General features: G+C 71.9%; 20 protein-coding genes. 14 read left to right on the forward strand and 6 right to left on the reverse strand.

What is annotated here, in order from left to right; genetic code table 11:
- Positions 1-115: 115 nt before the first annotated feature.
- Positions 116-1,696 (forward strand): IS1182 family transposase, encoded by a 1,581-nt coding sequence (locus FKD65_RS27275; protein ID WP_141576383.1) that lies wholly within the window; start codon positions 116-118, stop codon positions 1,694-1,696.
- A 72-nt stretch (positions 1,697-1,768) separates the two neighbouring features.
- On the opposite strand, the gene FKD65_RS27280 is transcribed toward FKD65_RS27275, so the two are convergent.
- Entirely contained in the window at positions 1,769-2,671 is a 903-nt protein-coding gene (locus FKD65_RS27280) for an IS5 family transposase (protein WP_141580174.1), read from the reverse strand.
- A gap of 182 nt (positions 2,672-2,853) precedes the next feature.
- Here FKD65_RS27280 and FKD65_RS27285 point away from each other — a divergent pair, with 182 nt between their 5' ends.
- Positions 2,854-4,434: an IS1182 family transposase gene (locus FKD65_RS27285; protein ID WP_141579963.1), complete on the forward strand. Its 1,581-nt coding sequence runs from the start codon at positions 2,854-2,856 to the stop codon at positions 4,432-4,434.
- Between the two features lie 60 nt (positions 4,435-4,494).
- Here FKD65_RS27285 and FKD65_RS27290 read toward each other — a convergent pair whose 3' ends face one another.
- Positions 4,495-5,031 carry a hypothetical protein gene (locus FKD65_RS27290; RefSeq protein WP_141580175.1) on the reverse strand — a complete coding sequence of 179 codons (537 nt, stop codon included), beginning with the start codon at positions 5,029-5,031 and terminating at the stop codon, positions 4,495-4,497.
- 472 nt (positions 5,032-5,503) lie between these two features.
- On the opposite strand from FKD65_RS27290, the gene FKD65_RS27295 reads away from it, so the two are divergent.
- The 8 genes from FKD65_RS27295 (at position 5,504) to FKD65_RS27325 (ending at position 10,552) form a co-directional block, all read left to right on the forward strand.
- The gene (locus FKD65_RS27295; RefSeq protein ID WP_141580176.1) at positions 5,504-5,686 is read left to right on the forward strand and encodes a hypothetical protein; all 183 of its coding nucleotides are present in this window, start codon (positions 5,504-5,506) and stop codon (positions 5,684-5,686) included.
- Between the two features lie 277 nt (positions 5,687-5,963).
- Positions 5,964-6,776: a hypothetical protein gene (locus tag FKD65_RS27300; RefSeq protein WP_141580177.1), complete on the forward strand. Its 813-nt coding sequence runs from the start codon at positions 5,964-5,966 to the stop codon at positions 6,774-6,776.
- A 254-nt stretch (positions 6,777-7,030) separates the two neighbouring features.
- On the forward strand, positions 7,031-7,417 hold the full coding sequence (locus FKD65_RS27305) for a VOC family protein (RefSeq protein WP_141580178.1): 387 nt from the start codon (positions 7,031-7,033) through the stop codon (positions 7,415-7,417).
- A gap of 99 nt (positions 7,418-7,516) precedes the next feature.
- Positions 7,517-7,888 carry a bifunctional 2-polyprenyl-6-hydroxyphenol methylase/3-demethylubiquinol 3-O-methyltransferase UbiG gene (locus FKD65_RS45055; protein ID WP_205718270.1) on the forward strand — a complete coding sequence of 124 codons (372 nt, stop codon included), beginning with the start codon at positions 7,517-7,519 and terminating at the stop codon, positions 7,886-7,888.
- A 127-nt stretch (positions 7,889-8,015) separates the two neighbouring features.
- Positions 8,016-8,159: a hypothetical protein gene (locus tag FKD65_RS45060; protein ID WP_205718271.1), complete on the forward strand. Its 144-nt coding sequence runs from the start codon at positions 8,016-8,018 to the stop codon at positions 8,157-8,159.
- Between the two features lie 257 nt (positions 8,160-8,416).
- Positions 8,417-9,292 carry an ABC transporter ATP-binding protein gene (locus FKD65_RS27315; protein ID WP_205718272.1) on the forward strand — a complete coding sequence of 292 codons (876 nt, stop codon included), beginning with the start codon at positions 8,417-8,419 and terminating at the stop codon, positions 9,290-9,292.
- Positions 9,293-9,311: 19 nt separating this feature from the next.
- Positions 9,312-10,034: an ABC transporter permease gene (locus tag FKD65_RS27320; RefSeq protein WP_141580179.1), complete on the forward strand. Its 723-nt coding sequence runs from the start codon at positions 9,312-9,314 to the stop codon at positions 10,032-10,034.
- Complete coding sequence (locus FKD65_RS27325) at positions 10,031-10,552, forward strand: CocE/NonD family hydrolase C-terminal non-catalytic domain-containing protein (RefSeq protein ID WP_168221212.1); 522 nt, start codon at positions 10,031-10,033, stop codon at positions 10,550-10,552. Before FKD65_RS27320 ends, FKD65_RS27325 begins: the two co-directional genes overlap by 4 nt.
- Here the strand turns inward: FKD65_RS27325 and FKD65_RS27330 are convergent.
- On the reverse strand, positions 10,539-13,637 hold the full coding sequence (locus FKD65_RS27330) for a BTAD domain-containing putative transcriptional regulator (RefSeq protein ID WP_168221213.1): 3,099 nt from the start codon (positions 13,635-13,637) through the stop codon (positions 10,539-10,541). The two genes, FKD65_RS27325 and FKD65_RS27330, sit on opposite strands and share 14 nt — an antisense overlap.
- Positions 13,638-13,932: 295 nt before the next feature.
- Between FKD65_RS27330 and FKD65_RS27335 the strand changes: the two genes are divergently transcribed.
- Entirely contained in the window at positions 13,933-14,337 is a 405-nt protein-coding gene (locus FKD65_RS27335) for a VOC family protein (protein ID WP_141580182.1), read from the forward strand.
- 188 nt (positions 14,338-14,525) lie between these two features.
- Positions 14,526-15,059, forward strand: coding sequence for a DinB family protein (locus FKD65_RS27340; protein ID WP_141580183.1), 534 nt, complete (start codon positions 14,526-14,528; stop codon positions 15,057-15,059).
- A gap of 341 nt (positions 15,060-15,400) precedes the next feature.
- On the opposite strand, the gene FKD65_RS27345 is transcribed toward FKD65_RS27340, so the two are convergent.
- Complete coding sequence (locus FKD65_RS27345; RefSeq protein ID WP_141580184.1) at positions 15,401-15,775, reverse strand: MarR family winged helix-turn-helix transcriptional regulator; 375 nt, start codon at positions 15,773-15,775, stop codon at positions 15,401-15,403.
- A 102-nt stretch (positions 15,776-15,877) separates the two neighbouring features.
- Between FKD65_RS27345 and FKD65_RS27350 the strand changes: the two genes are divergently transcribed.
- Complete coding sequence (locus FKD65_RS27350; protein ID WP_141580185.1) at positions 15,878-17,329, forward strand: MFS transporter; 1,452 nt, start codon at positions 15,878-15,880, stop codon at positions 17,327-17,329.
- A 1,374-nt stretch (positions 17,330-18,703) separates the two neighbouring features.
- On the opposite strand, the gene FKD65_RS27355 is transcribed toward FKD65_RS27350, so the two are convergent.
- Positions 18,704-21,169 (reverse strand): VIT domain-containing protein, encoded by a 2,466-nt coding sequence (locus tag FKD65_RS27355; protein WP_141580186.1) that lies wholly within the window; start codon positions 21,167-21,169, stop codon positions 18,704-18,706.
- Positions 21,166-21,969: a MerR family transcriptional regulator gene (locus FKD65_RS45755; protein ID WP_141580187.1), complete on the reverse strand. Its 804-nt coding sequence runs from the start codon at positions 21,967-21,969 to the stop codon at positions 21,166-21,168. Before FKD65_RS45755 ends, FKD65_RS27355 begins: the two co-directional genes overlap by 4 nt.
- Positions 21,970-22,513: 544 nt before the next feature.
- Between FKD65_RS45755 and FKD65_RS27365 the strand changes: the two genes are divergently transcribed.
- Complete coding sequence (locus FKD65_RS27365; RefSeq protein ID WP_141580188.1) at positions 22,514-23,791, forward strand: RNA polymerase sigma factor; 1,278 nt, start codon at positions 22,514-22,516, stop codon at positions 23,789-23,791.
- The last annotated feature ends 251 nt before the right edge of the window (positions 23,792-24,042 follow it).

Here is a 24,042-nt window from a genome sequence, read left to right on the forward strand (position 1 = left end):
GTCGTGGCGCCCCTCCCCGCTCGACTAGGTCGCTTTCCCCCTAGAAGACTGCTGAAGATCTTGGGGTTTTGGTCCCGCCGCGGATGCGGCGGGGCCAGTGTGTTGTGGTGTGGTGATGGGTGAGTGGGCCGGGGAGACGGTCGGTCCGGATGTGTGGGAGACGTGCCGGGAGCTGATCCCAGCGGGGAGCGTGTTCGCGTTCCTGGCCGAGCACCGTGGCGCGTTGTTCCCGGCGGTGATGTTCGCGGACATGTATCCGTCGGCGAACGGGCGGCCGTCGATGCCGCCGCAGATCCTGGCCGCGGCGATCACTTTGCAGGCCCTGCACGGGCTGTCGGATTCTGAGACGGTGCAGGAGTTGCGGTGTGACCTGCGCTGGAAGGCCGCGTGCGGGCTGGGCCTGCACGACACCGCGTTCGATGCGTCGCTGCTGGCCTACTTCCGCCGTCGGCTGGCACGCTCGGCCCGGCCCGACCGGATCTTCGAGGCCGTGCGGGAGGTGGTGCGGGCGACCGGGGTGCTCACCGGCAGGCATCGCCGTGCGCTGGACTCCACGGTGCTGGACGATGCGGTCGCCACCCAGGACACCGTCACCCAGTTGATCGCCGCCGTCCGCTCAGTGATCCGCCATGTCCCCGGGGCGGCCGAGGTGGCCGCGGCGGCGTGCACCGCCCACGACTACACCGACCCGGGCAAACCGCGCATCGCCTGGAACGACGAGCAGGCCCGCGCCGAGCTGGTGGACGCCCTGGTCACCGACGCGCTCAGGTTGCTGGGGCACCTGCCCGAGCAGGAACTGGGCGAGCGGGCCGCGAACGCGGTGGGCCTGCTGGCCCTGGTCGCCGGGCAGGACGTCGAACCGGCCGAAGGGTCCGACGGCCGCGACGGGCGCTGGCGCATCACCGACGGCACCGCCCCGGACCGGGTGATCTCGACCGTCGACCCCCAAGCCCGGCACGTCCACAAGACCCGCAGCCACCGCCAGGACGGCTTCAAAGCCCACCTGGCCGTCGAGCCCGAAACCGGCCTGTTCACCGCGGTGGCCCTGCGGCCCGGCGCCGGGGCCGCCCACCACGAGGCCCTCGTCGGCCTGGACCTGCTCGCCGGCGAGGACACCCCGGTGCAGGTGTTCGGCGACACCGCCTACTCCACCGGCCAGGCCCGCCACGCCCTCACCGCCGCCGGGCACCGGCTGTTCATCAAGCCCGCCCCGCTGCGGCCCGCCGTCCCCGGCGGCTTCACCCTCGACGACTTCGCCATCGACACCACCAACGGCACCGTGACCTGCCCCGCCGGGCACACCGCCCCCTTATCGGACCCCGGCGGACGCCACCACCAGCGCAAAGCCGTGTTCGGGAACCGGTGCACCGGATGCCCCCTGCGCGAGCGGTGCACCAACGCCAAGGCAGGCCGGATCCTGACCATCCGCCCCCACCACGACCTCCAAGCCGCCGCCCGCCGCCAATCGGCCCACGACCCGGCCTGGCAAGCCGACTACCGCCGCTGGAGACCACCGGTCGAACGCGCCGTCGCCTGGCTCGTCCACCACGGCAACCGCCGCCTCCGCCACCGCGGCACCATCAAAGCCGACGCCTGGCTCCACACCCGAGCCGCCGTCCTCAACCTCCGCCGACTCATCAACCTCGGACTCACCCGAACCAACGGCACCTGGCACCTGTCCACGGCCGAAGCATGACCACACAGGGGCTGTCCGGCCCACGGCCGGACAGCCCCTCACAAGATCTTCAGCAGTCTTCTAGGGCGTGTCTCAAAGGCAGATCAGCCAGTCGTTGATGACGGCGATGTGGAGGGTGGCTTCGTAGCGGACGGCGAGCTTGTCATACCGGGTGGCCACGGCTCGATGACGTTTGAGGCGGTTGATGGCGCATTCGATGGCGTGCCGCTGCCGGTAGTCCAGCGCGCAGAACACCGGCGGGCGCCCACCCCGGCTGCCCCGCTTTGCGCGGTTGCGGGCCTGGTCGGCCTTGACCGGGATCGTGCAGCCGATCCCGCGTCTGCGCAGGTAAGCGCGGTTGGCGTGGGAACTGTAGGCCTTGTCGGCCCGGACGCGCTCCGGTCGTTTCCGCGGCCGGCCCGGCCCCACCCGCGGCACCGCGAGCCGCTCCAGGACGGCCCGGAACTGCGGCGAGTCTCCCCGCTGACCGGCGGTGACCAGCAGCGACAACACCTTCTGTCCCTGCTCGCACGACAGGTGGATCTTGGTGGTCAGCCCGCCACGCGATCGTCCCAGCGCGTGATCGGCGGGCTCGCCGCCGGCCTCATCCGGGGGCTCGGCCTGCTCATCAGGCCGGGTGCGGGCACCAGCGGCGTGCTGATGGGCCCGAGCGATCGTGGAATCCACGCCCACCTCCCAGGTGATCAGTCCGACCGCGTCCGCCCGGCCTTGCAGCCCGGCCACGACCCGCGCCCACACCCCCGCCCGCTGCCAGCGGCGAAACAGCGAGTACACCGCCTGCCAGGAGCCGTAACACCACGGGACATCCCGCCAGGGCGCACCAACCCGCACCCGCCACCGGATCCCGTCGATGAGCTGCCGTTTCGTCCACTTTGACAGCCGACCCGGCCCCTTGGGCGCCGGCAGCAGCGGCTCCAGCGCCGCCCACTGCCCATCGGTCAGGTCGAACCGCCGCGTCACCGCTAGGGTGGCCACGAGGTCTCCGGTGTTTCTGGTTCTTCTTGGTCGATGAACCCTCTACCGGAGACCTCGCTGTTTAAGGATCACGACACACCGTCACACACCAGACTTCGAGACAGCCCCTAGAAGACTGCTGAAGATCTTGGGGTTTTGGTCCCGCCGCGGATGCGGCGGGGCCAGTGTGTTGTGGTGTGGTGATGGGTGAGTGGGCCGGGGAGACGGTCGGTCCGGATGTGTGGGAGACGTGCCGGGAGCTGATCCCAGCGGGGAGCGTGTTCGCGTTCCTGGCCGAGCACCGTGGCGCGTTGTTCCCGGCGGTGATGTTCGCGGACATGTATCCGTCGGCGAACGGGCGGCCGTCGATGCCGCCGCAGATCCTGGCCGCGGCGATCACTTTGCAGGCCCTGCACGGGCTGTCGGATTCTGAGACGGTGCAGGAGTTGCGGTGTGACCTGCGCTGGAAGGCCGCGTGCGGGCTGGGCCTGCACGACACCGCGTTCGATGCGTCGCTGCTGGCCTACTTCCGCCGTCGGCTGGCACGCTCGGCCCGGCCCGACCGGATCTTCGAGGCCGTGCGGGAGGTGGTGCGGGCGACCGGGGTGCTCACCGGCAGGCATCGCCGTGCGCTGGACTCCACGGTGCTGGACGATGCGGTCGCCACCCAGGACACCGTCACCCAGTTGATCGCCGCCGTCCGCTCAGTGATCCGCCATGTCCCCGGGGCGGCCGAGGTGGCCGCGGCGGCGTGCACCGCCCACGACTACACCGACCCGGGCAAACCGCGCATCGCCTGGAACGACGAGCAGGCCCGCGCCGAGCTGGTGGACGCCCTGGTCACCGACGCGCTCAGGTTGCTGGGGCACCTGCCCGAGCAGGAACTGGGCGAGCGGGCCGCGAACGCGGTGGGCCTGCTGGCCCTGGTCGCCGGGCAGGACGTCGAACCGGCCGAAGGGTCCGACGGCCGCGACGGGCGCTGGCGCATCACCGACGGCACCGCCCCGGACCGGGTGATCTCGACCGTCGACCCCCAAGCCCGGCACGTCCACAAGACCCGCAGCCACCGCCAGGACGGCTTCAAAGCCCACCTGGCCGTCGAGCCCGAAACCGGCCTGTTCACCGCGGTGGCCCTGCGGCCCGGCGCCGGGGCCGCCCACCACGAGGCCGTCGTCGGCCTGGACCTGCTCGCCGGCGAGGACACCCCGGTGCAGGTGTTCGGCGACACCGCCTACTCCACCGGCCAGGCCCGCCACGCCCTCACCGCCGCCGGGCACCGGCTGTTCATCAAGCCCGCCCCGCTGCGGCCCGCCGTCCCCGGCGGCTTCACCCTCGACGACTTCGCCATCGACACCACCAACGGCACCGTGACCTGCCCCGCCGGGCACACCGCCCCCTTATCGGACCCCGGCGGACGCCACCACCAGCGCAAAGCCGTGTTCGGGAACCGGTGCACCGGATGCCCCCTGCGCGAGCGGTGCACCAACGCCAAGGCAGGCCGGATCCTGACCATCCGCCCCCACCACGACCTCCAAGCCGCCGCCCGCCGCCAATCGGCCCACGACCCGGCCTGGCAAGCCGACTACCGCCGCTGGAGACCACCGGTCGAACGCGCCGTCGCCTGGCTCGTCCACCACGGCAACCGCCGCCTCCGCCACCGCGGCACCATCAAAGCCGACGCCTGGCTCCACACCCGAGCCGCCGTCCTCAACCTCCGCCGACTCATCAACCTCGGACTCACCCGAACCAACGGCACCTGGCACCTGTCCACGGCCGAAGCATGACCACACAGGGGCTGTCCGGCCCACGGCCGGACAGCCCCTCACAAGATCTTCAGCAGTCTTCTAGCGCACGTCCACGTACTCGTCCCGGTAGACCTTCGCGTAGGCCGTTGAGCCGGGGTAGTAGGCCCGCCAGGTTCCATCCTTGGTCGCCTTGAAGCCCTTGCGGAAGAGCTCGTTGCGGTCGCCGCGGGTGCTGCCGAGGTAGCTCCACTTGGTCGAGCCCTTGGGGCGGAAGTAGAAGTACATCTTCTGCTGGGTGAAGTGGTGCCACTTGTCGGTGTAGCGGTAGAGCATCCCCTGGAGGGTGACCGTGGCCCCCTTGCGGACGGGATCGGGCGCCGCGAAGTAGTCGAGGATCCGTGTCAGATACCGGACGTCCACGAAGTCGGACGGCCCAGCCGTTGCCGTGTAGTCGCCGCCGCCCTGAACGGCCACACGCCAATATCCGTCGTGATAGGCCTTGCCGGTCACGTTGAAGCGGCCCTGTTCGTCTGTGGACGTGAGCGCGCTCTTGTTGCCCCAGGTCCTCTTGTCCGTGGAGAACTGGAGCCGGTACGAGGCGTGCGGAGCGGGTGTACGGCTTCCGTCCGCTCGCACGATCATGATCTGACCGCGCCCGGTGACGGTTCCGGTATACGCGACGGGCTCTGGACTGGCGTTGAAGCCGGTCACGGCAACCTTGAGAGGCGTGGCCGCGTCGGCTGTCGCGAGGGGTGTGAATGCGGCCAGGGCGAGAGCGGCGGATGCGGACAGAGCCGTAAGCGGTCGACGCAAGGAAACCTCCTGCGGGATCAATGAGGTAATGGTGACGATCAAGGAGTCAGGCCGGTTGTCCTGGGAGCCGGCTGCGAATGATCACAATTGAGCCACGACCGGCCCTGCCCTCCACCCGACGACCTGGCGTCGCTGGTTCTGCGGACCGACTTCGGTGATGACTCGGCGTGGGCCGCGCTGAAGGCGGCGATAGAGGATGGGGACGCGAACGCGACCTACGTCAGTGACCCGGAATACTCCGGCGTCAGCATCGGTCGAACTGGACGCCGCGGCGAGTGACGACGACAAGCTCACCATGAGCGATGACGAACGGCCGCTGCTCGCCGTCGACCTGTACACCGAACCCGGGCGGACTTTCCGGGTACCGCCTCGCTGGTACAGGGAGGTCTCGGCCAACCTCAGCATCGCGAACCTGGATTTCGACGACTTCGCAGACAGTGCGGATCAGGTCGGCACCTTCCGAGGATTCGACGGGTAGCCGACGGCTCCCAACTCCCGGATCCGTCGCGGTCACCGCGGTGGCCTTCTGCTTGACTGCCTGGCACATCGCTTGGCCGGGCGTCCTCGGCGGCGACGGGGACGATCCGCACTCCGCATACGGCGTAACATCTGGCCGTACTCGACTGGGATCACCCCATGAACTGATGGCCTTCGAGGAACGCGACCAGGTCGAGCCGAGCACACCGACGCGATCCGAGAGGCCATGTCCGAACTGCCTGCGCGGCCTGGTGCCCGACGCTAAGGAGCCCCCACCTGTGAAGATCATCGACCGCGTCAAGACGTACGTACGACAGATAACGCGACGCGACTCCGACTCCGACCCCGCCCCGGCCGAGCGCGACCGCGCAGAGCGCGAGCAGGACCGCGACGACAAGAAGCCCGCGGAATCCACGACCCCCGAGACGCCGGAGTCGGAGCCGGCTGCCGAGTCGGCCCCGGAGTCGACGAAGGAGCGGGGCGCCGAGCCGGCTGACGAGTCGGCCAAGGAGCCCGCCGCAGAGTCGGCCGCTGAGCAGGACGGTGAGTCGGCCGAGGAGTCGGCCGCTGAGTCGGCCAAGAAGCCTGCCAAGGAGTCGGCCGAGAAGCCGGTTGCTGAGCCGGCCAAGGAGTCCGCTGCGAAGTCGGTTAAGAAGCAGGACCCTGAGAAGGCCACGAAGCCCGCCGCCGAACCCGCCGGTAAGTCGGCCAAGAAGCCCGCCGCTGAGTCTGCCGAGAAGCCCGCTGCGGAGTCGGTCAAGGAGTCCGCTGCTGAGCCGGCCAAGGAGCGGGACGATGAGCCGGCTTCGAAGCCCGCCGCGTCGGCCAAGAAGTCGGCCGCTGAGCCGGCTGAGAAAACCGCTGCGAAGTCGGCTTCTAAGGCTGCCGCTGAGCCGGCCAAGAAGCCCGCTGGTAAGTCGGACAAGGAGCCTGCTGCGGAGTCGACCAAGGCGCAGAAGGTGCAGAAGGCGCAGGAGGCTGAGTCGAGCGCGAAGTCGGCCGCGTGCCCGCGTTGCGGCGCGACCGGGGATGAGCCCTGCACGACTCCGTCCGGCAAGGCCACGAAGACCCACAAGGGACGCGAGCAGTGAGCAGCGGCGCTTCGTCGAGGGCGGGAGTGTGAGGAGACGATCCCTCGCACTCCCGCCCTCGCCGCGGAGGTGATTGACAGTCAGTGCGGCCGGTGAGACCGACCAGGCGAAGCGCGGACACGATGGCGCCGGGGGTGGGGCCTTGGCAGGTTGGAGGGTGGTGCCGCTCCCTAGGGGCGCCCGCCACCCGGCCCGCCCGGTCGGTTGGACGGGTGCGCCCCAGGACTGCTGAGCCCCTGCCTAGACTCGGGTTCATGCTCAGACTCGGCTTCCCCGTGATCGGTGTGACGGACATTCCCCGCGCCACGTCCTTCTGGACGTCCGCGCTGAACTTGGTGCCCGTTTCCGAGTGGGAGAGCCCAGGCTGGCGCACGCTGGAGCACGCGGACGGTTCGGGCCGGGCGCTCGCCCTGATGCGCAGCGAGTCGCCGGCCGAAGCGCATCCGCGTATCCACCTCGACCTGTTGACGGACACCACGCAAGAGCAGGAGGCCGAGGTCGAGCGTCTGGTGGGGCTGGGAGCGGTCAAGGTCGACTGGGACCTGTATCCGCCGGCCCCGGACTTCGTCGTGCTCGCAGACCCGGACGGCAACGTCTTCTGCGTCGTGGATCTGAGCCGGGCCCCGTCCGGTTCGTCCTGACCACGCTCTGGAGCCGAGCAGGCCGCAGGACGAGCCGGGACGGGTGTGGATCTCGTTCGGCAGGCTCGTGACAGCTGCCTCGGGGCGTAACGTCGGGCTGTGCTCGACTGGGATCACAACGCCTATTACCACCGGCTGCTTCTCCGCCACCTGCCCCAGCCCTGCCGGCGGGTGCTGGACGTCGGCTGTGGCGCCGGAGCGTTCGCGGCCCGGCTCGCCCGGCGGAGCGAGCAGGTGGACGCACTCGACCGGTCTGCGGAGATGATCGAGGCGGCGAGGCGTCGCGTCCCCGAGAACGTGAACTGCGTCCTCGCCGACGTCCTCGCCGACTCGCTGCCCGGCAAGGACTACGACGCGATCTTCTCGATCTGCGCACTGCACCACTTGCCCTTGCATGAGGCACTTCCGGTGTTCGCGGGACGCCCTGCGGCCCGGAGGGGTCTTCGCCGCCATCGCTCTGCCCCGGCGTGACCTGCCCCGCGAACTGCCCGTCGAGGTCACGGCGGCCGCCGGGCATCGCCTGCTCGGTGCGGCGTTCCTGGCGAGAAGGTCGCTGGGAGGGGGCGGCGGGTTCGCGAAGGACGCCACCCACGCGATCATGCCCGTCCTCATGGACCCGCCGCTGACCACCCGAGAAGTCGCCCGGCAGGCCGCCGCGTTGCTGCCGGGCGTGCGAGTGCGGCGCCTCCTCTACTGGCGCTACCTCCTGGTCTGGCAGAAGCCCCTCGCGCCGGACGCCTGACAAACCGCAGGGCCACCACCCCGACCAGCGACGAGTGGCCTTCGGCCTCTGGCGGGGTCTCCTTAGCGTCGCCGTCGTGTCCCGCGCGGACGTCCGTCAGGCGCCGCCGTTGCCAGGACCTTTGATCACTCACCATGCCCCGGTTTTCCGGGCGGCGCCGCCGTCGATGGCAGCGGGGTGCCATCGGGCTGCCATCGCGGTGCCATCGGGAGCGGCGAGCGTGGGAGGCATCGCGAAGCCGATGGAGGGAGAGGGCGATGAGCCCAGCGGTGCGGATGGCGGGGGTGCGCAAGAGTTATGGCGACGTACGGGCGGTCGACGGGCTCGATCTGACGATCGAGCGAGGGGAGACGGTGGCGCTGCTCGGGCGGAACGGGGCGGGCAAGTCCACCGCGATCTCGATCATGCTGGGGCTGGTGCCGCCGGAGGCGGGGACGGTCGAGCTGTTCGGCCGGGCCCCCGCGCGGGCCCTGCGCGACGGGCTGGTGGGCGCGATGCTCCAGGAGGGCGGGCTGGTCCCGCGGATCAAGGTGCGGGAGCTGGTCTCGTTCGTGCGGGGCACCTTCCCCGACCCGATGCCGTACACGGAGATCCTCGAGACGGCGGGGCTCGTCGCGCTGGCGGACAAGCGCGTCGACAAGCTCTCGGGCGGCCAGTCGCAGCGCGTCCGGTTCGCGCTCGCGCTGGCAGGGGATCCGGATCTCATCGTCCTGGACGAGCCGACGGCCGCACTGGACGTGGAGGCCCGCCGCGAGCTGTGGACGGCCATGCGCGCCGACGCGTCCCGCGGCAAGACGGTCGTGTTCTGCACCCACTACCTGGAAGAGGCGGACCAGAACGCCGGACGGATCGTCATCGTCGACTCCGGACGGATCACCGCCGACGGCACCGGCGCGCAGCTGAAGGAGGCCGTCTCCGGAAGGATCGTCAGCTTCGAGCTGCGGGAGGGGACGTCCACCGCCGCGCTGGAGCGGCTGCCGGGCGTCACGACGGTCGAGGTCCGCGGTGGCCGCGCGATCCTGCGCACGCTCGACTCCGACGCCACCCTCGCCGCGCTCGGGCCCGTCCCCCGGCTCGAGGTGACGGGCGTCGGCCTGGAAGACGCCTTCGTCGCCCTCACTGGTCCCCGCTAACCCCCGAAGGAGTACGGCCATGCTCGCCTACCTGCGACTCGAAGGCACCCGCCTCTACCGCGACGTCAGCTTCCTCGCCGTCAGCCTCATCACGCCGCTGCTCATGTACTTCGTGCTCGGCAACAGCGCCAAGGGCCCGGACCGCGAGGAGACGCTGCTGCTCCTCACCGTCACCATGGCCGCGTTCGGCGCGATGGGCGCCGTCCTCAACAGCGGCAGCGGCATCGCCGAGGACAAGAGCCTCGGGTGGCTGCGCCAGCTCCGGCTGACTCCGCTGAGCCCGGCGCGCGTCGTCGTCGGGCGCGGGCTCGTCGGCCTGGTGGTGGCGCTGCCTCCGATCCTGGCGATCCAGCTCGTGGGGGCGCTCGTCGACCACGTCCGGCACACCCCCGCCGAGTGGGCGGGGAGCGTCGCCGCGCTGTGGACGGGGGTCGCGCCGATCGCCCTGCTCGCGATCGGCCTCGGCTACCTGCTGCGGCCGCAGATCGCCCAGGGCGTCGCGGTCGTGTCCTACATCGCGATGTCGCTGGTCGGCGGCCTGTGGCAGCCCGTCGACAAGCTCCCGGGCTGGCTCCAGCCGGTCTCCCGCGCCACCCCGACCTACCGGTACGCCCAGTTCGCCGACGACCTGGCGACCGGTCACGCGCCCCATGCCCAGGGCGCCGCGATCCTTGCGGGCTGGACGGCGATCGCCGCGGTCTTCGCCCTGCTCGCCTACCGCAAGGGCGCGGAGACCCGGTGATCGAGTACTACCTGCACGGCACCGATCGGGCCGGCGCCGGGACCGGTGCCGGCCTGGCGGTCGTCCCGCCGCCCCCGCACCTGCCGCCGGCCGTCTGCCATCACGACCCCTACAGCCCCGTCCCGCCCGGCGACCGGCGCGCCGCCGAGATCCGCGACGACGTCCTGCGCTTCACCGGCCCTCCGCTGGGCGAGCCGCTCCGGCTCGGCGGCGCCGCCGTCACGCTGTACGTCTCGTCCACCGCGGCCGTCGCGCCGCTGAACGTCGGGCTCGCGGACGTCCCGCCGGACGCGTCGACCACGCTGCTCGCCGCGACCTGCGCGCACGTCACGCGGCTGCGGCGCGGGCACGTCGTGCAGGCGGAGGTCGGGCTCGCGCTGCCAGAGGTCTGCCTTGGCGCGGGTCACCGGATCCGGCTGGAACTGCATCGCTGCGCCGGGTGCGGCGGGACGCCGATACCGGCGACCGACCGGGTGCACCACGACCGGAGCCACCCGTCCAGGATCAGGATCGGATGAGGGCGAGCAGGGCGTCGCGGGTCAGGGCGGCGCCCTGCTCGCGCAGTTCGGCGTAGCGCTGCCCGCCGAGCGCGACGCGCGCCTGCTCGTTCGCGCGCACCGCGTCGGCGTTGGCGTAGCCCGCCTGGAAGACGGCCTCGCATCCGGCCAGGAGAAGCACCGCCTTCTCGTGGTCGCCCGCGGAACCGGCGGTGGCGGCGGCGCCGATCACCACCATGATCTGCAGGGACCGGTCGTCGACGGGGCCGAGGGAGCGCAGCGCCTCGTCGAACTGGGCGTAGGCGCCGGCGAAGTCGCCGGACGCCGACAGCGCCCGCGCGTAGTTGGCCCGGATGAACGCGACGTCGAACGGCACCGTCCGGAGGGCGGCGAGTTCGGCGAGGACGGAGCGGAAGGCGGGCAGCGCCGTCGCGAAGTCGCCCCGGCGGCCGGCGATCGCGGCGTCCGCCGCCTGGACCAGCGCACGCTGCCGGCCGCTGCGCGCGTGCCGGAGGGCGCGCCCGGTGGCGCGGGACGCGCCGTCCAGATCACCGCCCCGCAGCCGCAGGTAGGCGTGCCGGATCAGGGTGGCGCTGACCTCCTCGTCGGCGAGCAGCCCGTCCAGCAGGGCCTCGGCCTCGTCCATGAGGGGCGCGACCTCGGCGAGCCCGCCGCGCAGGGCACGGTGCTGGATCACGAGCATGAGCGCTTGGATGAGGCCCCACCGGTCGCCGAGCGCGCGGAACCCCGTGACGGCGCTCTCCAGGTCCTCCACCCGGACCAGCAGGCTGCCCCGCATCATGACCGCCGCGCTCGCCAGCCACGGATCGTCCGCCGCCGCGTATTGGTCGAGGAGTTCCAGCGCCTCCTCCGACCTGCCCGTCATCGCGAGCAGCGACGCGCCCGACACCAGCAGGAGCGGGTTGACCGGACCGTCCTCGGCGCGGACGGCCGTGAACGCCTCCGCGAGCCCGGCGAGGTCCGCCGCCCCGGTCGCCGAGGAGAAGTCCAGCGGATGGGCGAAGTCGGCGAGATGGGCGGCGAGCAGGCAGGTCGCGTGCTCGAGCACCAGGCCGTCCGGCGGGCCGTCCGGGGTGAGCGCCAGCACCTGCCGGGCCTGCCGCGACGCCTCCCACCGCTGCCCGCGGAACCACCAGTACCAGGTCAGCGCGGCGCACAGCCGCAGCGCGAGTGCGGCGTCCCCGCCGTCGACCGCCCAGCGCAGCGCGGCGAGGGCGTTGTCGTGCGACTCGGCGATGCGGTCGAGGGCCTCCTGCTGGGCGGCCGTCCGCAGCGCCGGTTCGGCGGCCTCGACCGTGTCCAGGAAGCGGCGCGCGTGCGCCGCCCGCACGGCGGCCTCTTCTCCGGCCTCGTTGAGACGCCCCGCGGCGTACGCGCGGATCGTCTCCAGCATGCGGTAGCGGTCGCCGTCCGGCTCGACCAGCGACTTGTCCACCAGCGCGGTGAGCGGGTCGAGGACGTCCTCGCCGCACACGGCCTCGGCGTCCTCCAGGCCGAACCTGCCCGCGAAGACCGACAGGGCCCGGGCCGCCCCGGCCTCCCGCTCCGCGAGCGACTCCCAGCTCCACTCGACCACGGCGCGCAACGTCTGGTGGCGGGGCAGCGCGGTCCGGTGGCCGCCGGTCAGGAGCCGGAAGCGGTCGTCCAGCCGGGCGAGGATCTGCGCGGGAGACAGCGCGCGCGCCCGCGCGGCGGCCAGTTCGATCGCCAGCGGCAGGCCGTCCAACTCGCGGCAGATGGCGCCGATGGCCTCCAGGTCCTGCGACCGTCCCGCGCGGACGGCCTCGGCGCGGTCCACGAACAGCCGGACCGCGGGGAACTCCAGCGACGCCGCCCCCTCCGGAGGCAGCCGGAGCGGCGGGATCGGGAAGAGGACCTCGCCGGGCACCGCCAGCGGTTCCCGGCTCGTCGCGAGCAGCCGGACGTCCGGGCACGCGCCGAGGACGAGATCGGCCACCCGGGCCACCGCGTCGACCACGTGCTCGCAGTTGTCGAGGACGAGCAGCAGGCGCCGTCCGGCGAGCGCCTCGGTGAGGCGTCCCTCCGGATCTGCGGCCTCGCCCGCCTTCCGCACTCCTTCGCGGACGCCCAGCGCGGCCATCACGGTGGAGGCGACGTCGGCCTCGGCGGCGAGCGAGGCGAACTCCACCAGCGTCACGCCGTCGGGCCACGCCTCGGCGCGGGCACCCGCCTCCACCGCGAGCCTGGTCTTGCCCGCCCCGCCCGGTCCCACGATCGTGACGAGCTTCGCGTCCCGCAGCATCCCGGCGACCTGGGAGAGCTCGGCGTCCCGGCCGACGAAGCTCGTGACCCGCGCGCGCAGACCCCGCGCCGGAGCCCGCCCGGCGGTGCGGTCGTCGCCGCGCAGCACGGTCAGGTGCGCCTCCGCGAGGACGGGGGACGGATCGACGCCCAGCTCCTCCGCGAGCAGGCTCCGGGTCCGCTCGAAGACCTCCAGCGCCTCGCTCTGCCGCCCGTCTCCGGCGAGGGCCCGCATCGTCAGGGCCGCGAGCCGTTCCCGCAGCGGATGCTCCCTCGCCTCCGCGCCGAGATGGGCGGCCACGTCCGCATGCCGGCCGAGGGCCAGCGCCGCTTCGGCCCGGTCCTCGACGGCGGTGAGACGGCGTTCCTCCAGCCCCGCCGCGACGGGCGCCGCGAACGGGGCGTCGAGCACGTCGGCGAGGGCCGCGCCGCGCCACAGCCCGAGTGCCTCGTCCAATACCTGCACCGCCGAGCGGGGGTCACCGCCGCGCAGGGCGGCCCTGCCCTCGGCCGCGAGCTGCGCGAACCGTACGGCGTCCACCTGGCCGGGGTCGACGGCGAGCAGGTAGCCGGGCGGGCTGACCAGGACCGAGTCCGGGCGGAGGACGCCTCGCAGACGCTTGACGAGGGTGGCGAGGGCGTTGCCCGTGTTGGCGGGTGGCCGCTCGCCCCACAACCCGTCCATGAGCCTCGTGGCGGGGACCGTCCGCCCGGCGTCGAGAGCCAGCATGGCGAGCAGCGCCCGCACCCGCGCCCCGCCGACCGCGACGCCGTCCCCGCCATCGTCCCGGACGAGCAACGGCCCGAGCAGCCCGATCTCCACCCCCGACATATTGCCCTAAAGCCCTTCACCCACCGATCGTCCGGGACACATCACGATCCGGCCTGACCACGAACCGGCAGCGAACGCGAGGCGACCGGCCCCAGGTCTTCACGGGCCTGGGGGTACGGAGCGCAACGGTCGTCGTGACAGATGACGGTCCGGGCCGACCACGGACGCGAGCCGCCGGCGGACGCGAGCGGGCGGTGCTGAGGTCTCCACCGGTCTGAGGGCCAGGTGGGCTTCGGAAGGCGCTCCCCCGGGACGCGGTGGTCAGAGGCGCACTAGCCTGCCGCGAATGCGCATGCTGCACCTCGGGCTGCGGGTCACCGACCTGGAACGCTCGCTCGCCTTCTACGCCGCACTCGGCTACGTCAAGGTCGGCCACGTTCCCGGGACGGACTTCGGGAGCCTCACCATGCTCCAGCTGCCCGGCGATCCGTTCGTCAGCCTCGAGCTCGTGCACGATCCGGCGAGACCGGTCGAGGATGTCAGCGCCGTCAACCATCTCGTCGTGCAGGTGGACGATCTCGACGTCACGCTCGCCGAACTCGCCGCCAAGGGCGTCCCGACCGAGCCGGCGGCCGAGTCGGGGCCGGGGTTCAAGACGTCCTGGCTGACCGACCCCACCGGCTACAGGATCGAGCTCGTGCAGTGGCCGCCTGGACATCCGCCCGGCATGACGGCGGCCGATTTCGCCTGATGCCGACCGTCACGGGCGTCCTGCGACAACGGGCCCGAGGCCGTTACTCGGGTGGGCAGTGCTCAGCGTAGAGGCCGGTGAGCGTGGCGCGCCGCCGCATCGACGATCATTGGCGCGTGGGGCGGTGAGGTTCGGCCTCCCCGCCGGCGCCGCCCGCGAAGGAGCCGGGACCGCGTTACCGTCGGCGGATGCAGAACCCCTCGGATCAGGTTCCCGCGCTCCTCGACGGCCCGGGGGCCGAGGTGACGGACGCTCGTGAACTTCTCCTCGGGTACCTGGAGTGGTATCGCGAAGCGCTGGCACGGAAGCTCGCCGGGCTGTCGGACGAGCGGCTACACGAGCCGGTCGAGCCTTTGGGCTGGTCACCGCTCGGCCTGGTCCAGCACCTCGGTTGGGTCGAGCGCCGGTGGATGCGGTGGGGATTCGCCGCCGAGGACGTCCTCGCCTACCCGCCTGGAGGCGACGAGGCCGAATGGGGCGTCCCCGCCGACCGGTCGACCGCAGACGTCCTGGACGCCTACCAGAAGGAGGTCGCCAGGACGCGCACCCTGGTGGAGGGCGCCTCGCTGGACGACAAGGCCCGCCTCGGCGGACGTTTCCAGTCGTCCGATCAGGCTCCGTCTCTCGGCAGGATCCTCTTCCACCTGCTTCAGGAGTACGCGCGCCACGTCGGTCACCTCGACGTCGCCCGTGAGCTCCTGGACGGGACGACCGGCGAGTAAAAGCCGTCGAAGTGCGCCTGTCATCCGGCACTTCTCACACCGGTCAGCCGGGGACGATGCGGCCCCGGCGCGAAGCGCCCATCGGCGGCCGCTCCACGATCCTCTACGCCACCGGCCGTCGCCGCCTCGAAGGCCCCCGGCCCGGCGTGACGCGTCGGGGCCCGGCCCGTCGCCCCCGGCCTGTTCGGCAGATCCCGCTCCGCTCAGGTCTGCGGCTGCACTCATGTGAAGCGCGCCCTCGGCGGGCGGGGCGGCACCGGAATGCTCCTGTACAGCGTCGTTTCAAAGTCAGCCAGTCGGCCGGGGAGGTCCGGGCGCGTCGTCGCGAACAACCGCCGCGGTCAGTCGGACAGGTGCTCGGCGAGGATCTTCACGTGGGTGTCGCGCGCGTCGGCGTGGCAGCGCCGGCCGGCGTCGGTGATCTCCACGAAGACGCCGCGGCGGTCGGTGTCGCAGAGCCCGCGCTGGACGTAGCCGTGCTTCTCCAGGCGGGCGACCGTCCGTGACAGGGCGCTCTGGCTGAGGTACATGGCCGCGGCGATGTCCTGCATGCGACGCTTTTCGCAGTCCTGGTCCACGAGGCGGTCGAGCGTCTCGTACTCGCTCATGCTCAGGCCGTGGACCTCCTGCAGGGCGCGGTCCAGGGCGCACGCGACCGTGTTGTAGCAGGTCGCCAGCTCGCGCCAGCGGCCGACCAGAGCAGACTCCGCCTTCATGCCGCGCACCTTACCATGCATGCGCATCAGATGCACAGGAATTAAATTCCGCAGAATTTTGTGCGTGGACATTTGATGCATGTGCATGTACTGTCCTCCGACGTGACTATCACCGAGACCTCACCCGACTCCGCTGTCCGCGCGCCGGGCGCCGTGGGCGCGCCGGCCGAACAGACCTGGACTCCCCGGTTGTGGGGGGTCCTCGCCGTCCTGTGCGCCGTGTTGTTCCTGGACGGACTCGACGTCTCGATGGTGGGCGTCGCGCTGCCGTCGATCGGCGCGGAGCTCGGCCTTTCGACCACGTCACTGCAGTGGATCGTCAACGGTTACGTCCTCGGCTACGGCGGGCTGCTCCTGCTCGGCGGACGGACCGCCGACCTCCTCGGCCGCCGCCGGGTCTTCCTCGCCGCCCTCGCGGTGTTCGCCTTGGCGTCGCTGGTGGGCGGCCTCGTCGACGACGGTGCGCTGCTGATCGCCACCCGCTTCGTGAAGGGCCTGGCCGCCGCCTTCACCGCGCCGACCGCCCTGTCCATCCTGACGACCACCTTCCACGAGGGTCCGGCTCGCAACCGGGCGCTGTCGGTGTTCTCCGTCTTCGGGGCCAGCGGCTACTCGTCCGGGCTGATCCTCGGCGGGTTGCTGACCAGCTTCGGGTGGCGCTGGACGTTCCTGACACCCGTGCCGCTCGCTCTCCTCGCCCTCGTCGCGGGCATCGCGCTGATCCCGCGGGACCGGCCCGCGGCCGGCGGAGGGCACGACGTTCTCGGCGCCGTGACCCTCACCGGCGGCATGCTGCTCGCGGTCTACACCGTGGTCTCGGCCCCCGACCGCGGCTGGCTGGACCCGGTCACCCTGGGCTCCATCGGAGTCGCGGCGGCCCTGCTGATCGCGTTCTTCGTCACCGAGAACAAGGTGCGGCACCCGCTGATCCGGCTCGGCATCCTTCGCATCGGCTCGATCGTCCGCGCCAACCTGAGCATCGTCGCGCTGTTCGGCTCCTACCTGAGCTTCCAGTTCATGATGACGCTCTACCTGCAGGACGTCCTGCACTGGTCGCCCCTGCGGATGGCCATGGCGCTCCTCCCTGCCGGACTCCTCGTGGCCTTCGGCTCACCGTTCGTCGGCCGCCTGATCGACCGTTACGGGACGCCCCGCCTGATCATCAGCTCGATGACCTCCCTGAGCCTCGGTTACGCCTGGTTCCTCGGCACGGCCGGGAACGCCCCGCACTACGCGTTCACGATCCTGCCGACGATGCTGCTGCTGGGCGGCGGGTTCGCGTTCGGCTTCAGCTCGATCATGGCGCAGGCCACGGACGGGATCGACGACTCCGAGCAGGGGCTGGCCTCCGGCCTCGTCCAGACCTCGGGCCAGGTCGGCGCCGCCCTGGTCCTGGCCGTGGTCACCGCCCTCGTCGCCGGCGGGACGGCCGCGGGCGGCGACGGCTTCGCGGAGTTCCACCCCGGGGTCAACCTGGTCAGCGGGGTCGCCGTCATCGGCCTGGCCCTCAACCTGATCCCCCTCGTCCGCCGCTACCACCCGAAGCACGTCTGACCACCCTCCACCAACGCAGGCCGGTCCGCGCCCACCCCCGCGGACCGGCCCCCACCCCCCCCTCACACACCCCCGGCCTGCACGTGGTCCCGTGGCCCGCCACACACGCGTCCCCCACACCCCCACTCGCCCCTCAAACCGCACAAGCGGTCCCCAAACCGCACACGCGGTCCGTAGACCGCCCCAACCGCGCCTCCCACCCACCCGACCCGCCCCTCGCCCCGCACGCCCGGTGCCCAACCGAGCGCGCATGGTCCCGCGGACCGCCCCAACCGCGTCTCCCACACCCCCGGCCCGCCCCTCGCCCCGCCCGCCCGGTGCCCAACCGAGCGCGTGGTCCCGTGAACCGGCGCGCCCGGTGCCCAACCCAGCGCGCGTGGTCCCGCGGACCGTCCCATACGCGTCTTTCACTCATCGGGATGCCGAGCATTTTGGCGAGGCGCGGATTGTTGAGGGGCTCGGTCTGTGATCCGCCGCCCGACCCTGTGGTCGGGCCCCTCGCACCCGGGCGCCTCCATCAACAAGCCGCTGCGCACCCCACCCGGCCCTCGAACCGCGCGCGTCCTGCCCGAACCGCGCGTGGTCCCGTGAACCAGCCCAAACGCGTCCCTTATGACCTGCTCGGCCCTCGAACCGTGCGCGTGGTGCCCGAGCCAGCGCGCGTGGTCCCGCGGACCGTCCCATACGCGTCTTTCACTCATCGGGATGCCGAGCATTTTGGCGAGACGCGGATTGTTGAGAGGCTCCAGGTCTGTGATCCGCCGCCCGATCCTGTGGTCGGGCCCCTCGCACCCGGGCGCCTCCATCGACAAGCCGCTGCGCACCCCACCCGGCCCTCGAACCGCGCGCGTGGTGCCCGAACCGCGCCTGTGGTGGCTTGGACCGCCGCACACGCGTCTCTCGCATAACCTGCTCGGCCCGGGATCCGCGCGTGTGGTGCCGGGGATTGGCGCACCCGTGTACCTCGTCTAGCCTGCTCGGTCCTCGAACCGCGCGTGTGCTGCCCGAACCGCGCGTGTAGTGCCGTGGACCGGCGCACTCGCGTCCCCCGCATTACCCGCCCGCCCGAGAGCCGCGCGTGATGCTCGAACCGTGCGTGTGGACCGGCCCAAACGCGTCCCTTGACCAGCCCGCTGGGCACTGGATCCGTGCGTGTGGTGCCACGGGCTGGCGCGTGTGGGGCCGCGGACTGGCGCACTCGTGGCTCTCGCATAACTCTGCTCGGCCCTCGAACCGTGCGCGTGGTGCCCGGGCCGTGTGGTGTCGTGGATCGGCGCGCTCGCGGCTTTCGCGCAACCCGGTCGAGCCTCGGCCTGCGCGTGGTGGTTATTGGGGGTGGCGGGGGCGGTCTTCGTTGAGCGCCCCCGCCGGGGGTTACCTGTGGCGCTTCCAGAAGGGGCGGCGGGGTGGGGACTCGCCGGTGAAGTCGGCGAGGACCTGCAGGGCGCTGGTCCACTGGTCGTTGACGGTCGCCTCGTCTGCGGTGGGGGAGAGGCGGTGCAGGTCGTCGCGAAGGTCGGCGAGGGGGGTGGCGTCCAGGGATAGGGCCTGCATCCGCTGGACGATCGACTCCAGGATGGGGAGGAGTTCGCTCAGCAGGCGGTTGATTCGCTCCTCCCGCGTTTCGGGAACCTGGCGCAGGCGGCCCAGCACGTTGGCCAGCTCCTGCTGGAAACCGGTCAGGGCCGAGGATGCGGAACTTCCCTGTCGGCGAGCCCGTTCGGCGGATCGGCCCGGGGGGCGACCGCCGGGGCGGCCCGAGGCGGGAGGCGGCGAGCCGTAACCGGGAGGGGCCCCTTGCTGCATGGGGGGCGGTCCGGTGGGCGCCGGCGCCATCGGGGGCGGGCCGGTGGGGGCGGTCGGCATGGGTGGGGCGTCGGCCGGGAGAGCGTCAGGTGGCAGGGCACGCTCCATGGGCTCTACCTCCATGTCCATCGAGAAGGCGGCGGGGGCGATGCGGGGGGCGGCCATTGGCGCTGCGCCTCCCCAGCCACGGGGGGTCTCCACCGGCTGGACGACCTGATGCGGTACCTGCCCCTCGGTCGCGACGCGGCTGTCCACGGCGACGAACGCGGTGAAGCGGCACAGGACGCCGAAGCGGAGGGAGGTCGCGATGATGCGCTGTTCCAGGTCGTCGGGGCCGCCGACCGTGTAGCGGTCCTCCAGGTCGCGCAGGTGCGCTCGGGCCCAGATGGCTCGTGCGGCCGGGTCCTCGGCGACGGTGCCGGTGGCGCGCTGCTCCCAGGCCGTGCCGTCGGATGCCGTACCCCTGACGGAGACGGAACCGGTGGACGAGCCCCGGAACCGGCCCGCGATCTGAAGGGGGACGCCGGGGAACAGGGCGCTCGGCCGGGCGGGCGCCACCGTGCCGGGGACGATCTCCAGCCCGTCGGCGTGCAGGGTGAGACCGGTCGCCAGTGGGGCGGCGATCCGGTGGTGGATGTGCTCCATCGCCTCGTCGAGCCGGTCTTCGGACTCCACCAGTTCGCAGCGGCCCTGGCCGATCGCGGCGAGGCGGTTCAGGAAGCCGGCGTTGACGGCCTGGTCGATGCCGACCGTGTGCGCGCGGACGCCGCGCAGCCGGGGTTCGAGGTGGGCGAGGAGTTGGTCCTCGTTGCCGACCTGGCCGTCGGTGATGAGGACGAGCACCCGGTCGCGGGCGGAGTCGGCGAGCAGGCGGCAGGCCTCGTCGAGCGGGGTGAGCATCTCGGTGCCGCCCCGCGCGTCCAGCGCCGCGAGGTGCTCGACGGCGCGGAACCGGTTGCGGTCGGTGCCGTCGGCCAGCCCGGAACCGAGGTCGCGCGGTCGCTCGATGACGGTGTCGAAAGACAGGACGGCGAACCTGTCCTCGGAGCGGAAGGTGTCGACGATGCGGGCGGCGGCGCGGCGCGCGGCGACCATCTTCCAGCCGTGCATGCTGCCGGAGCGGTCGAGGACGAGCACGACGTCGCGCGGCCGGGGCCTCGCCTCCCCGGAAGGGAGGACGGTGAGGCTGAACGTCCCCTCCTCGCCGGAGTCGTCCGGGATCAGAGAGAGCGCGGCGCTCTCGTGCGGGGCGAAGTCGAGGCGGAGGACGAAGTCGCGGTCGAGCCGCTCACCCGGTCGCAGGCGCACGGTCGTCCGCTCGCCGTCGCCCTCCTCGGCCACCACATGCAGCGCCGACCGGACCTCGGTGAGCGGAAGCCCCGCCGGATCGATGTCGACGGTGACGGCCAGGCGGACCGGATTGGGGAAGCCGGGCAGCAGGACGGGCGGGCTGATCCGGGACGCGTCCGGTACCGCGTCGGTGTCTTCGGCCACCCCGGACCCGGCGTGTGCGCCGTCGAGCGGAGCGCCGGGGATGTAACGGGGGGCGACGACGAGCGGGAAACGGAACGTCGCGCTGGACGCCGACTCGTGCGGCAGCGGCTGGTCGAGGGAGAGTCTGATCGTGACCCTCTCGCCCGGAAGGATGTTGCCCACCCGCATGGTGAACACGTCCGGGCGGTCTTCCTCCGCGATGGCCGCGCGTTGGCCCGCGGCGATCGCGGTGTCGTAGTCCAGCCGCGCCTGCCCGCGCTCCTTCAGCTCGCCTTCGATGACCCGGTCGGCGGCCTCCAAGCGCAGCGCGGTGACGGCGGCGCGGTCGGGCAGGGGGAAGATGTAGGTGGCCTCCAGCGGCATGTCGAACGGGTTGCGGAAGCCCTGGACGACCTCGATGCCGGCGGCGAGGCCGGTGATGGACGCGTGCACGTCCACGGAGTCGAGCGGCAGGTTGCCCTTGTCGGTGCTGAGCGCGCCGAGCCCGTGGTCGGGTACCGGTGGCGCGGTCTCGGGTAGCGGCAGGATGCGCACGGTCACTGGGTCCTCCCGGGTGGGTCGGCGATCTGGAGGTCGGGGCTTTCGGCGGTGTTCTCCGCGGGGACGAGCAGCCCGCGGCGGTGCAGTTCGTCGAGCAGTGGACGAGCGGCGGCCTCGATGGCGGCGAGGTCGTCGCCGTTGAGAGCGGGGACGTCGAGGAGCACGGTGAGGCCCGGCGCGAGGCGGACGCCTTGCACGACCGCGGGACGCGGTTCGCCATAGCCGTCGGTGACGATGTTCCGGCGGAACGACACGTCGGGTCGCTTGCTCCAGAAGCTCTCCCTGCCGCCGCCTCCGGCGACCTCCTCCGTCTCCTTCGGCGCCGGCGGAGGGGTGCTTTGGCGCTCGGGGCTTTCCGCGAGGTCGCCGTGAGGTAGGCCGTCGGGGGTCGGGGGACCACCGTCCCCGGCGGTCTGGCCGTTCGGGTCGGAGTGTTCCGCCGCCCGGCCGCGGGAAGTGCGGGAAGCCGGCGAATCGGCCGGCGGGGCGGGGAGGGCGGCGATGCGGGCGAGGGCCGTGTCGGTCGCGGCGGCGAGCTCGACCTGGATCTCGGCTATGGACCGGCCGGCGGCCTGGCGGCGCTTCACGGCGACGAGCTGGAGGAGATGGCGGGGCCCGTACAGGGCGGTGCGGCCGCGCCGGCCGAGGGGCGGGTCGACCAGGCCGATCGTGGTGTACCAGCGGATCAGCCGCTCGTTCGGCAGGTCGCGCACCCGGCCGCTGGCCTGCGCGGACCCGTCCGCCGCGAGGGCCGCGGCGGCACGGTCCGCCAGTTCGGCGATCGTCCAGGTGTCGTCCATGGCTCGATGATGACACTGTCACTATGACAGTGTCAACTTGGATCAGGGGGCGATCGTGTGGTGAGCCGGGCCGGCGGCGACCGCGCCGGGGATGCGGCTTCGGGGCTCGGTTCGCGCCCTTGGGGCGGTGGCCGAGCCGGGCGGAACGCCCTATCGAGGTCGGCGCACGATGGCGGTGACGGATTGGTCGCTGAATTGCCTCCTCCAGTTTCGTGACATCTGAACTCGTCTCCCTGGCGCACGGATAATCGTCCGCCGCGACCCTGGGGGAGGGGAATATATTCGATCAAGCAAAGCCTCATCTCGGGCGGAACGGTCGAATTGCCTTCGTCACTCTTGGTGTTCAAGTGATCGCTTGCTGGAATGACGCCCTGGTCATGTGAATCACCGGAACCTTGCAGTATCTCGGACGAAGTTCTATAACCCTCGCTATTGCGACACTTTGCAAAAGTCCGAGTTAAAAGGTAATGATGATGTCCGGTATCGGCCTGCGATCTCTTAGATTTCCTGGTAGGGGACGCTCGGAGCATTTACCTTTTCTGGCATGAGCGACCATCTCCTGGTCGAGGCGCTGCGGAACCGCGACCCCGGTGCCACGGCCTCGGCGTACGAGGCCCGTGCAGGCGGGCTTTACGCGTATTGCTGGTTCCAGTTGCGGGACCGGGACGCGGCACAGGTCGCCTTACGGGACACGTTCATCGTGGCCGAGGCCTACATCGGCAAGTTGCGCGAGGCCGATCGGTTCGGGCCATGGCTCTACGCCATCGCCCGGCTGGAGTGCGCCCGGCGTATGCCGTCCAGGCATCAGGCGCCGGACGTACCGGTCGCCAGCCACGACCAAGAGGACGTCGACCAGCGAATCATGGCGTGGCAGGCGGTGCTGGCCCTGCCGCCCCTTTCCCGAGAGATCCTGGAACTGCACGTCAGGCACCAGTTGACGATCCCCGACCTTGCGGCCGTGTTCGGCATGTCATTAAGGGACGCCCAAACCGCGCTGGACACCGCGCAGGACGAACTCACGGCGGCGTTGACCGCTGAGATACTCGCGCACGAGGGGCCGTACGGCTGCGTCGAGCGTGCGCTGCTTCTGCGCGAACGACAGGGCGACCTCACCCACGACGTCAGCGTGCGGTTGACGGAGCACGCGCAAGGCTGCCCCGTCTGTAGAACCCTTCGTCCCCGGTACGTGTCCGCCGCCAAGGTCTACGGGCTGCTGCCGGAGGTGGCACCGGCACCGGAGACGCGGCTCAGGGTGATGAGCTGCTTCCTGGATCCAGAACTCGTCGGCTACAGGCTCTTCGTGGCCACCCGTGTCACGGAGTTCGGGTCCGACGGGTTTCCCGTCCAGACCACCTTCGGACGTTCCAGGCGGGCGTCGCGCCGAGGGCGCCGCAGGCGTTTCGGACGCACCCGCAAAGCCTCCAAGGAGGAGGAGTCCGCGGTCCCGGTTCTCGCGCAGGCCGTCCGTGTAGCCGCCGTCCTTGTGGCCGTGACGATCCTGGCCGCGGGTGGGGTGGCTTCCATGTACGGCGTCGGTGCCGGGCGGGGGGACGTGTACGGGAACGCGGGCCCGCGTCCGACGGCCATCCCCGGCGTCTCCCAGAGGCCCGGGTCCGGGCGGCGGCCGGAAGCGCCTCCCGGTGGGTCCGACATGCCGCGCCGCCAACCTCGTCTGACCCCGCCGTCGGCCGGTTCGCCGCCCGGTTCGGCGCCCGACCTCTCGCCGTCCACCGCTCCCTCAGGCCCGCCGCCCCTGGGAGCCCCGGCCCCCGTGCCCAAGCGAAGCAGGGCCTCCCACCCTGCCCCGTCGCTCGGTGCCTGACCTTCGGGTCCCCGTGCCCAAGCGAAGCGGGGCGTCCCGGCCCGCTCCGGCGCTCGGTGCTTGACCTTCGGGTCCTCGTGCCTAGGGGTCCGGGGGCCCGCCGCGCCCCGTCGCTCGGTGTCTGACCTCCGGGTCCTTTCGGCGGAGGGACCGGGGCGTCCGGCCTGGCGCTCGGTGCCGGACCTGCGGCCACCTCGATCCGGTGTGCGTACTCGCCGTTGGCGGAGACAACTACGCTTCGTAGCTGATCA

The sequence above is a fragment of the Actinomadura sp. WMMA1423 genome (assembly GCF_006547145.1).
In the GTDB taxonomy this organism is placed as follows: Bacteria; Actinomycetota; Actinomycetes; order Streptosporangiales; family Streptosporangiaceae; genus Spirillospora.